General features: G+C 72.1%; 6 protein-coding genes and 1 pseudogene. 6 read left to right on the top strand and 1 reads right to left on the bottom strand.

Going from position 1 to position 11,118, the window contains the following annotated elements; genetic code table 11:
* Positions 1 to 969: 969 nt before the first annotated feature.
* Positions 970 to 1,281: an adhesin gene (locus IZR01_RS43965; protein WP_194898816.1), complete on the bottom strand. Its 312-nt coding sequence runs from the start codon at positions 1,279 to 1,281 to the stop codon at positions 970 to 972.
* A gap of 185 nt (positions 1,282 to 1,466) precedes the next feature.
* Here IZR01_RS43965 and IZR01_RS43970 point away from each other — a divergent pair, with 185 nt between their 5' ends.
* The 6 genes and pseudogenes from IZR01_RS43970 to IZR01_RS43995 form a co-directional block, all read left to right on the top strand.
* On the top strand, positions 1,467 to 2,051 hold the full coding sequence (locus IZR01_RS43970) for a hemerythrin domain-containing protein (protein WP_194898817.1): 585 nt from the start codon (positions 1,467 to 1,469) through the stop codon (positions 2,049 to 2,051).
* Positions 2,052 to 2,240: 189 nt separating this feature from the next.
* Positions 2,241 to 2,906, top strand: coding sequence for a PRC-barrel domain-containing protein (locus tag IZR01_RS43975; protein WP_194898818.1), 666 nt, complete (start codon positions 2,241 to 2,243; stop codon positions 2,904 to 2,906).
* Between the two features lie 163 nt (positions 2,907 to 3,069).
* Positions 3,070 to 7,524, top strand: coding sequence for a HAMP domain-containing protein (locus tag IZR01_RS43980; RefSeq protein WP_194927288.1), 4,455 nt, complete (start codon positions 3,070 to 3,072; stop codon positions 7,522 to 7,524).
* Positions 7,525 to 7,801: 277 nt separating this feature from the next.
* The gene (locus tag IZR01_RS43985; RefSeq protein ID WP_194927289.1) at positions 7,802 to 10,153 is read left to right on the top strand and encodes a GAF domain-containing SpoIIE family protein phosphatase; all 2,352 of its coding nucleotides are present in this window, start codon (positions 7,802 to 7,804) and stop codon (positions 10,151 to 10,153) included.
* 193 nt (positions 10,154 to 10,346) lie between these two features.
* Positions 10,347 to 10,775, top strand: coding sequence for an ATP-binding protein (locus IZR01_RS43990; RefSeq protein ID WP_194927290.1), 429 nt, complete (start codon positions 10,347 to 10,349; stop codon positions 10,773 to 10,775).
* A gap of 55 nt (positions 10,776 to 10,830) precedes the next feature.
* A pseudogene (locus IZR01_RS43995) lies at positions 10,831 to 11,118 on the top strand (hypothetical protein); the annotation flags it as partial.

Genomic DNA, 11,118 nt, shown 5'->3' on the forward strand with positions numbered 1-11,118 from the left:
CCAGATGCGGCAACAGCGACTCGAACACCCCTCGGAACAACTCGACCATCTCACCCGGAACCGTCGTCATACCATATGAACGACCCACCCAACGGGAAGTCACCTGTAAAACAAATGCGCCCCCAGGATGGCCGGTTCTTGACATCCATGCTGATCGTCACGCGTTCGGGCGTGTCGAGCAGCGGTGGACCGAGGAAGATCCCCTACACCACACCGGCAGCCGCACTGCTGACCCGTGCCCTCGTACCCTGCGGTTGCTCTTCTTCCGGCCGGTTTTCGGTTCGTTCCCCTCGGTCGCGTCGGCAGGGCTTTGCCTACAGTGCCGGTTCTCGGGAGTCAAGTTCGCGCTGTACGCGGCCGCCACCTGCCCGCTTACCGTAAGGGCGCGGACTTTACTCCCGGGGTTCGGCGCTGTACCCCTTGGGGCTGACGACGCGAGCGAGGGGAACGGACCGCACCACCTCACAAACCGCAGGCGCAGGGCCCTGACCGGACCACCCTATGGAGCAGCGCCAGTTCCCCGAGGGAGCCGAGAGCCCCCGCCGGAGGCGCCGGCTCTTCACCAGAGCTCTTGACCTTGATCTTGATTGTGCTCTTGATCTTGTTCTGACCTGCCGGAGTTGAAGAGGCCTGAGATGCGCCGGGGTTGTGAACGCGAAAACCGGCAGCCGACAAACACACCCACCGCCCCGAACCCCGAACCGGCACAACCATGACCGAAGGCCGTAAAAAGCTTTGAAACCCACACCCCAACCGCACCCGGCCCACAAACCCCAGCCCCCCGAAAAGCAATCCGCACACGCTCTCAAACACCAAGCTGAGGCCGGACCGTCCGCAGATCACCCGCAGCCGGTCCGGCCTCGCCACGCTTATCGCGGCCGCACGCCGATACCTCTACCTCCGGTACCTCTGGCGTGCCTACATCCGGGCGTGCCTATATCCGGACGTGCCTATATGCCCGCCCCACCGCTATTGCTGCGGCTGCGGCTGCGGTGCGAGCAGGAACCGGACTCCGCCGTCGTCGGCGACGGTCGCGTCCAGCTGCTGGTCGGTCAGGGCCTGTGCCGCCTCGGCTTCCAGGAACACCCGCGCGGTGGGGGTCTCCACGACGGCGTCGCCGGAGTGCGGGCCCTGGGTGAGGGATAGCGAGAGTTGGCCCTGGCCGCTGTTCTGGGCCGCGCCGTGCGAGACGATGCGCAGCCCGGCGCTCTGGTCGGGCAGGTCGGATTGCGTGGTCAGGGTGTGGACGGCCTCGGCGGCCCGGTCGGTGAGAGTCAGCATGACTTCCTCCCGGTGTCGATCGTCGGATGGGTACTCGGGGCGGTTACCCGGTCCTGGAGTCCTAAACGTTCGGTGTTCCGCGGGGCGTTTTCGGCGTCACCCGATCGGGGGTGTTTACGACCGGCCGGACGGGTCACAAGGTATCGATGCTGACCAGCGTGGTCGGCCGGGAAGGAGCCGTCGGGATGAGCGTGACCGACCGCCGTGACGTGATCGACGTCCTGGCCGGCGACCACCGTGCGGTCGAAGACCTCTTCCAGCAGCTGGAGACCGGTGCCGCGGGGATGGATGGCACGCGCAAGTCGCTGGTCGACGCGGTCGCGCTGGAACTGGCCTGGCACTGCACCGCCGCCCAGCGTTACCTGCTGCCGCTGGCCCGGCGGGCGCTGCCGGACGGTGAGGCGCTGGCCGACGAGCACACCGCCGAACACCTGACGGTCGAGCACATGGTGCGAGACTTGGAGGGCAAGGATCCCTCCGACGCCCGGTTCGAGCCGCTGCTGGCGCAGCTGATCGCGGCGGCCCGCGGGCACATCGAGCACGAGGAGCAGATCACCTTCGCCGAGCTGACCCGCGAGTGCGATCGCGGCGAGTTGCTGGCCGCCGGTGAGGAGCTGACCGCGGCCCGCCGCCGGGCCGCGACGAGCGAGCCGGCGCCGACCGCCAAGGCCGGGCCAGGCGGTTTAGCCGGTCTGGCCAGTCCAGCCGGTCCGTCCGGTCCCGTCCCGAGCGTCGTGGACCGGGTCCGCGCGGTGCTGTCCGATTCCTGACCAGCGGCTGGACGGCGGCCGGACCGCGGGCTCCCGGCAATCCGGGCAGCCAGCCATCGGGCAGCCAGAAGTCCGGGCAGCCGGAAGTCCGGGCAGCCGGAAGTCCGGGCAGCCGGAAGTCCGGACACCCAGCCACCTGGCCAGCGGGACCAGGCAGGGGACAACACCGGGGGCAAAAGAGGTGGCGATGTGAACGCCTTCGAGGAGTACGAGATAGGCAGCGCCGTCCGCTGCCAAAGCGGCCGCTGCGGCGACCTGGCCTGCGTCGTGGTGGACCCGGCCGCCGAACGGCTCACCCACCTGATCGTGGTGGCCCGCAGTGGCACCGCCGGCCGGCTGGTCCCGGTCGGGCTGGCCCATGCCGACTCCGGCGGCGTCACGCTGGACTGCGACCGCGCGCGGTTCGAGGCGCTGGAGCCCGCGATCGAGACCCACTTCCTCACCGTCTCCGACGCCGAGCAGCGCTACGGCCACCACCAGGGCGAGGTCGCCTACTGGCCGTTCTACGGCCTGGCCCCGGGCGGCGCGGCACTGGGCATGACCGCGATGGATCCGGTGGCCGGGCCCCGGGTGGAGTTGCGGGACCGGGTTCCGGCCGGCGAGGTGCGGATCCGGCGTGGCGAGCCGGTCAGCGCCCGGGACGGGCACCTCGGGCACGTCCGGGGCCTGGTCGTGGATCCGGCCGACGAGGCGGTGACGCACATCCTGCTCGACGAGGGCCATCTGTGGGGCCACAAGCGGGTGGCGATCCCGGTCGGCGCGGTCACCGGCATCGGGACCGAGGCGGTGTGCGTCCGGCTGACCAAAGCGCAGATCAAGGACTTGCCACCGGTGGAGGTCGCCGGCCTGGACTGACGGCTTCGTTCGGACGAGGCTTGGCTCGGACGAGCCTTGGTTCGAACAACACGACACAGTAGTGATACGGGCCGTGCCGCCTGGCTTTCGCCGGCGCGCGGCCCTGGTAGAGGATTGGGACAACGGGCGTGGCCCGCGCCCCCGCACACGAACGGCGGACTGCATGGAACCCCCTGAGACCCGGCTGGACCGGCCGGCCTCGACCGACCCGCGCCTGGAGCGGATCCTCGGCGCGTTGCGCGCCGTGCGCGACGGCGACTTCCGGCGGCGGATCGTCGTCAGCGGGGACGACGTGGTGGCCGAGATCTGCGTGCTGTGCAACGACATCGCCGAGGCGAACCAGGGCTATCTGGCCGAGTTGGAGCGGGTCGGCGCGGCCGTGGGCCGGGACGGGACGCTGGGGCAGCGGCTGGCGCCGGGGGTCGGCGCCGGGGACTGGGAACGGCAGCGCGAGACCGTCAACACCTTGCTGGACGACCTGGCCCGGCCGCTGCTGGACACCGGCCGGGTGCTGGCCGCGATCGCCCAGGGCGACCTGTCCCAGCAGGTCGCCGTCGACAGCCGCGGGGACCTGGCCGACGTCGGCCGCACCCTGGACGACATGCGCCTGACCCTGCGCACCCTGGCCTCGGAGGTCACCCGGGTGGCCGGGGAGATCGGCAGCGACGGCCGGCTGGGCGGGCAGGCCGAGGTTCCGGGAGCGGCGGGCACCTGGAAGGACCTGACCGACTCGGTGAACCTGATGGCCGGCAACCTGACCGGCCAGGTCCGGGACATCGCGCAGGTGGCCACCGCGGTCGCGCGCGGCGACCTGACCCGGCAGATCACCGTGGACGTGCGCGGGGAGCTGCTGGAGCTGAAGACCACCTTGAACACGATGGTGAACCAGCTGTCCGGGTTCGCCGACGAGGTGACCCGGGTGGCCCGCGAGGTCGGCAGCGACGGCATCCTGGGCGGCCAGGCCCGGGTGCCCGGCGTGGCCGGCACCTGGAAGGACCTCACCGACTCGGTGAACCTGATGGCCGGCAACCTGACCACGCAGGTGCGCAGCATCGCCCGGGTGGCCACGGCGGTGGCCTCCGGCGACCTGAGCCAGAGCATCGACGTGGACGTGCGCGGGGAGATCCTGGAGCTCAAGGACACCCTGAACACCATGGTCGAGCAGCTGTCCGGGTTCGCCTCGGAGGTGATCCGGGTGGCCCGCGAGGTGGGCACCGAGGGCCGCCTCGGCGGGCAGGCCGGGGTGCCGGGCGTGGCCGGGCTGTGGCGCGACCTCACCGACTCGGTGAACTCGATGGCGAACAACCTGACCAACCAGGTGCGCAACATCGCGCAGGTGACCACCGCCGTGGCCCAGGGCGACCTGGGCAAGAAGATCGACGTGGACGCCCGCGGGGAGATCCTGGAGCTGAAGACCACCATCAACACGATGGTGGACCAGCTCTCCGGCTTCGCCGACGAGGTGACCCGGGTGGCCCGCGAGGTCGGCACCGAGGGCAACCTGGGCGGCCAGGCCCGGGTGCGCGGCGCCTCGGGCACCTGGAAGGACCTGACCGACAACGTCAACGTCATGGCGAACAACCTGACCGGCCAGGTGCGCAGCATCGCCCGGGTGGCCACGGCGGTGGCCTCCGGCGATCTGACCAAGAAGATCACCGTGGAGGCCAAGGGCGAGGTCGCGGCGCTGGCCGAGACCTTCAACGGCATGGTCGACACGCTCTCGGCGTTCGCCGACGAGGTCACCCGCGTGGCCCGCGAGGTCGGCACCGAGGGCATGCTCGGCGGCCAGGCCCGGGTGCCTGGCGTCGCCGGCACCTGGAAAGAGCTCACCGACCGGGTGAACGTGATGGCCGACAACCTGACCAACCAGGTGCGGAACATCGCGCAGGTGACCACCGCGGTCGCCAACGGCGACCTGACCCGCCGGATCGACGTGGACGCGCGCGGGGAGATCCTGGAGCTCAAGACCACCCTGAACACCATGGTCGAGCGGCTCTCGGCCTTCGCCTCCGAGGTCACCCGCGTGGCCCGCGAGGTCGGCACCGAGGGGCAACTGGGCGGCCAGGCCACGGTCGAGGACGTCTCCGGGACCTGGCAGCGGCTCACCGAATCGGTGAACCAGCTGGCCTCGAACCTGACCACGCAGGTCCGCGCGATCGCCGAGGTCGCCACCGCGGTCACCGAGGGCGACCTGACCCGGGCGATCACCGTCGACGCCTCCGGGGAGGTGGCCGACCTCAAGGACAACATCAACCAGATGATCGCCAACCTGCGCACCACCACCAACGCCAACCAGGAGCAGGACTGGCTGAACACCAACCTGGCGCGCATCGCCGGTCTGCTGCCCGGCCGGCGCGACCTGGCCAGCGTCGCGGCCATGGTGCTGGAGGAGCTGGCGCCGCTGGTGTCCGCGCACAGCGCCGCGTTCTTCCTGGCCGAGTCCGAGGACGGGCCGCTGGGCGTGGCCGAGCAGGCCTGGGACGTCCGGCTGCGGATGATCGCCGGGTTCGGCTACGCCGCCGCCCCCGGCGAGGGCCCGGTGTTCGCCCCCGGGCAGGGCCTGGTCGGGCAGGTCGCGGTCAGCAAGAAGACGGTCGCGCTGTCCGGCGCGCCGGCCGGCTACGTGCCGATCCGCTCGGGCCTGGGCCAGACCGACGCCACCAACGTCATCGTGCTGCCGGTGCTGTTCGAGGGCCAGACCCTCGGGGTGATCGAGCTGGCCTCGGTCAACGAGTTCACCCAGACCCACCGCGACTTCCTGGAGACGCTCAAGGAGACGATCGGCACCGCGGTCAACACCATCACCACCAACGTCCGCACCGACGCGCTGCTGCGCGAGTCCCAGCGCCTGACCACCGAGCTCCAGAAGCGCCAGAGCGACCTGGAGGAGTCGAACAACGAGCTGGAGGACAAGGCCGCGCAGCTGGCCCGGCAGAACAAGGACATCGAGATCAAGAACACCGAGATCGAGCAGGCCCGGCTCACCCTGGAGGACCGGGCCCAGCAGCTCGCCCTGGCCTCCAAGGTCAAGTCCGAGTTCATGGCCAACATGTCCCACGAGCTGCGCACCCCGCTGAACAGCATGCTGATCCTGGCCCGGCTGCTGGCCGACAACGTCGAGACCAACCTGACCTCGCGCCAGGTGGACTTCGCGCAGACCATCCACTCGGCCGGCTCGGACCTGCTGGAGCTGATCAACGACATCCTGGACCTGTCCAAGATCGAGGCCGGCCGGATGGAGGTGCAGAACGAGTCCTGGCCGATCGCCGATCTGGTCGAGGGGCTGGCCGCGACCTTCCGGCCGCTGGCCGCGGAGAAGGGGCTGCGGCTGCGGGTGGACGTCGCCGCCGGCGTGCCGGGCACCGTCACCGCCGACAGCCAGCGGGTCCAGCAGATCCTGCGCAACCTGCTGTCCAACGCGGTGAAGTTCACCGACACCGGCGAGGTGACGCTGCGGGTCACCCCGGCCCGCGGCGCGCACGGCGAGCCGGCCGTGGCCTTCGCGGTGGTCGACACCGGGATCGGGATCGCCGAGGACAAGCTGGAGCTCATCTTCGAGGCCTTCCAGCAGGCCGACGGCACCACCAGCCGGCAGTACGGCGGCACGGGCCTGGGGCTGTCCATCAGCCGGGAGATGACCCGGCTGCTCAGCGCCGAGCTGCGGGTCTCCAGCGCGCCGGGCCGGGGCAGCACCTTCACCCTGCAACTGCCGATCGAGCCGCCGGCCGCCGACGCCAAGGCCGAGCCGGCCGGCGCCGACCGCCCGGCCGGGGACGCCGGCGAGGCCCAGACCCCGGCGGCGGTCCTGGTCATGGAACCGGCCGGGTCCAGCACGCTGGCCGACGCGGTCGAGTCGGTGCTGGCCGAGCTCACCGGGATGAAGGGCCGGGTCGCGGTGACCCGGCTGTCGGCCGCGGCGGACCTGAACGGCGCCCTGTCCGGCGGCGTGCGGCCGGTCTGCGCCGTGGTGGACGTCGGCTGCCCGGAGGCGGAGGTGCGGGCGGTCCTGGACGCCGTCACGACCGCCGCGTCCAGCACTCCGGTGATGCTGTACGAGTCGGTCGCCGACGACGGCGCCGCCGAGGCCCTGCGCCGCTCGGTCCGCGACGCCGGGCGCTGGGAGGTCGCGCACTCGGTCCCGCAGGTCGCCGAGCGGGTGACGCTGCACGTCCTGACCGGGGCCCCGCGGATGGGCGGCCCCGGCGCCGAGCCGGACCGCCCGGGCCGGGAGCTGCCGCGCTTCGACGGCCAGAAGGTGCTGGTGATCGACGACGACATCCGCAACGTCTTCGCCCTGACCAGCGCACTGGAGTTGCAGGGGCTGACCGTGGTCTACGCCGGCAACGGCCGGGAGGGCATCGAGCTGCTGAAGCAGAACGAGGACGTGGCGCTGGCGCTGATGGACATCATGATGCCCGGCATGGACGGCTACGCCACCACCGCCCGGATCCGCGCCCTGGACGGCTTCCGCGACCTGCCGATCGTCGCGGTCAGCGCCAAGGCGATGAAGGGCGACCGGGAGAAGAGCCTGGCCGCCGGGGCGAACGAGCACGTCACCAAGCCGGTGGACATGGATCTGCTGCTGCGCCTGATCAAGGACTTGATTCAGGTCGGCTGAGCGCACGGTACGCGGCACGGTAGTCCGCACGTTACGCGGCACGGTAAGCGGCGCACCGGCCGTGCGCTCCACCGCACGGCCGGTCCCACCTGGCGGGTTCGGCGGGTGGGGGACCGGCGCGCGTGGGATTATTGAGTCGGCACGCCGTGCGGCGCCGGAATCAGGCGGCACACGGGCACCGCCGGTATTACCGGTATCACCCGGGAACCGGTCGGTGCGCGGTGCCGTCCAATAAGTGTCACGGGTACCAAGGCGGAGAAACGTAAAGGGCTGACGGATGAATCAGGACTTTGCGTCACATGACCCCGCCGCGCGCGACCGATTGCGCGCGGCGGCTTCCGCCTTCGCCGAGGAGCGCCGGCAGCTGCTGGCCGAGCAGCGCGGGCATCGCCGGGACGCGCTGGTCGACCAGGCCATCGGGGTGATCATGGCGCGGTCGGCCTGTGCCTCGGCGCAGGCCCTGGCGCAGCTCGCGGCGGTGGCGCAGCGCTCACGGCGGCCGCTGGCCGAGGTGGCCGCCGACGTGGTGGCCGAGGCTTCCGGGCGCGCGGTCGAGCAGCCCGACCGCTCCGACACCCTGCGCCTGCGCCCGGAGATCGCCGGCCTGGACCGGGCCGCCGACGGTGACGGCCTGGCCCGCGGCCTGGCCGCCGAGGCGCTGGGCTTCTCCCATCCCACCGGCGTGGCCATCGGCCTGCTCGACGACGACGGGGCGGTGACGATCGTCGGCGCGCACGGCTTCTCGGCGCGCGGGATCCGCCGCTGGCGCCGCGTCCCCCCGGCCGTGGACTCGCTGATCAACCGCGCGCTCCGGGCCGGCCGCCCGGTCTGGACCGACGCCATGGCCCAGGACCCGCCGCCGCCGCTGGGCGAACCCGCCGGCGCCGACCGCTTCCAGACCCGGGTGGCCGTCCCGGTCCGCCTCGGCCGGGCGGTGCTCGGCGCGGTCGAGCTGGCCTGGCCGGCCGAGGCCCGGCTCGATGCGCGAGCTCAGCGTGAGGTCGAGGCGGTGGTGCGCTCGGTGGGACCCTCGCTGCTGCGGACGCTGGGACCGGAGGTGCCGGCGGGTCCCGGTTCGGCCGGGGGCGTGAACGGCGTCAACGCCTCGTCCGCGAGCTCGGCTGACGCAGAGGGTGATTCGGCCTGGCAAGACCTGCTGGACCTGCTGGACCAACCCGCGTTCACCCTGCGCGGCGACCCCACCGAGCCCGTCGCCGTCGGCACCTTCCAGGTGATCGCCCGCAACCGGCAGGCCGCGGAACTGATGACTCCGCTGCCGACCGACGGCAGCATGGCCGCCACGGTCCCGTGGCTCACCGCCGCCGACCTGCCCGACCGGCTCGCGGCCGTGGTGCGGACCGGGGCCGCCGCACGGCTGGCGGTGCAGACCGGTGCGCTCGGCGTGGACTCCCTGACCGCGATCCGGGTCGGCCTGGGCACCGTGGTCGTGGTCTGTCATCGCGTGGACGTCGAGGCCAGCGCGGCCGACGGGCTCCTGGAGCGCCTGGCGCGGTTCGGGACCTGGCGCTGGGACGTGGACGGCGACCGGGTCGCCTGGTCTGCCGAGGCGCTGCGGATCGTGGACGCGCCCGGGCTGGGCGACTCGGCCGGGATCGACCGGCCGCCGTACACCGTGCATCCGGACGACCTCGACGCCGAGCGCCGGTTCGTCAAGACCCTGACCGTCGAGCGGCGGCCGGCCGAGGCCGAGTTCCGGATCCTGCACTACGGCGGGGAACCGACCCGGGTGCGGGTGGCCGCCGAGCCGGTGCAGGGGGACGGCGCCGCCGCTTCGCCGACCGCCCCGGCGCCCGGCTCCGTGGTCGGCGTGGTCCAGGACGTGACCGAGTGGCGCCGCGCCGAGACCGGCCTGGAGGTGGCCCGGGTCCAGCTCGCGGCCCAGCGCTCCCGGGCGGACGCCGAACGCCAGCTGGCCTCCGCGCTCCAGCAGGCCGTGGTGCCCAGCGCGGCCCGCAACCAGCCGCTGCGCAGCGGGGTGCAGATCGCCGCGCGCTACCGCCCGGCCAGTGCCTCGGCCGGGGTCGGCGGGGACTGGTACTCGGTGTTCCCGCTGCGCGACGACAAGCTGCTGCTGGCCATCGGCGACGTCGCCGGGCACGGCCTGCCCGCCGCCTCGGCGATGGCCGACCTGCACCACGGGCTGCGCGGCATGGCGCTGGCCGAGACCCGGCCGGGCCGGCTGCTGACGCTGCTCAACGAGCTGGTCGAGGCGATGCCGCAGTTCACCATCGCCAGCGCCTGCGTCCTGCTGTGGGATCCGGCGACCCGGCTCCTGACCTGGGGCAACGCCGGACATCCGGCGCCGCTGCGGACCCGCGGCGGGGTGAGCGTGCCGCTGGACGACCGCTTCGGGCCGATGCTCGGCGCCGACCCGCGGGCCGTGTACGAGGACAGTGAAGCCGTGGTGGCCAGCGGCGACGTACTGCTGCTCTACACCGACGGCCTGGTGGAGCGGCGCCGGGTCGGCGACGACGAGACCACCGCGCACCTGCTGGAGCAGACCCGGAACCCGGACGCCGACCTGGACCGGTACGCCGACCGGCTGCTGGAGGGCGCGCGGTCGGACACCGACGACGACGTCTGCGTACTGGCCGTCCGCTTCGAATAGGGCCGCTTCGAATAGGTCCGCCTCGAATAGGTCCGCCTCGATACTCCCGCCACCCGAACCGCGTCCGGCACAAACGTTTGATCCGCCGTGGACGGGTCAATCGGAGGAGGTCGGGCCTGGGGTGGGAATAGCCGGGAAAGCCGGCTACTGGGAAATTTTGGCCGTGGGGGACGGCCGAAGGGGAGAAGAGACCATGGCGCAGCGCGTCGAGGTGGCACCGCGAAACCGGACCGGGACATCGGACCTCGCGTCCGTCGTCCTGACCGTGCCGGCGCACAAGGATTACGTCGTCATCATCCGCTCCGCCGTGGCCCAGCTGGGGGCGTGCTTCGGCTTCACGGTGCGGGAGATCACCGACCTGCGGCTGGCCGTGAACGAGGCCTGCGCCTTACTCGTGGCCGGCGTACCGGAACGGGACAAGCGGGCCGCGGGCATCATCGAGTGCCGCGCCCACGTCCGCGGCGACCGGCTGCGGGTGACGGTGGCCGCCCCGGTCGGCGGCTTCGACGCCCCCGACCCCGACGGCCTGGGCTGGAGCCTGATGACGGCCCTGGTGGACTCGCTGGCCTGGGCCCAGTACGGCGCCACGGCGCGCATCGCCTTGGAGAAGCGACGAGACTGATGGGGGAGGGGCGAAGCCGAATACCAGGGGGCGGGATCGAGGAAGGAGGCCGGTCATGGCGACCGCCACCGTGAACCAGGTGATCGGACACAAGTATGTGATCGGAAGCCGGGTCTACTGTTCGGAATGCCCGTGCGGCTACCTGGCCTCGGCCGTCGTGGACTCCGCGACCGGCCGGCTGGAGCACCTGATCGTCACCCCCGACCACGGCATCGACTCCCGCCTCGTCCCGATCGCCACCACCCACTGCGAGGGCGAAGCCGTCCGCCTGCACTGCACCCTCGACGACTTCAACGCCATGGAACCGGCGGTCGACGTCCACATCACACCCATGGACCCGGCC

Origin of the sequence: Catenulispora pinisilvae (assembly GCF_015356865.1) — a bacterium.
GTDB lineage: Bacteria > Actinomycetota > Actinomycetes > Streptomycetales > Catenulisporaceae > Catenulispora > Catenulispora pinisilvae.

Coding starts and splice junctions, on each gene's coding strand:
- IZR01_RS43965 (WP_194898816.1), bottom strand. CDS start 1,281: ATGCTGACTCTCACCGACCGGGCCGCCGAGGCCGTCCACACCCTGACC.
- IZR01_RS43970 (WP_194898817.1), top strand. CDS start 1,467: ATGAGCGTGACCGACCGCCGTGACGTGATCGACGTCCTGGCCGGCGAC.
- IZR01_RS43980 (WP_194927288.1), top strand. CDS start 3,070: ATGGAACCCCCTGAGACCCGGCTGGACCGGCCGGCCTCGACCGACCCG.
- IZR01_RS43985 (WP_194927289.1), top strand. CDS start 7,802: ATGAATCAGGACTTTGCGTCACATGACCCCGCCGCGCGCGACCGATTG.
- IZR01_RS43990 (WP_194927290.1), top strand. CDS start 10,347: ATGGCGCAGCGCGTCGAGGTGGCACCGCGAAACCGGACCGGGACATCG.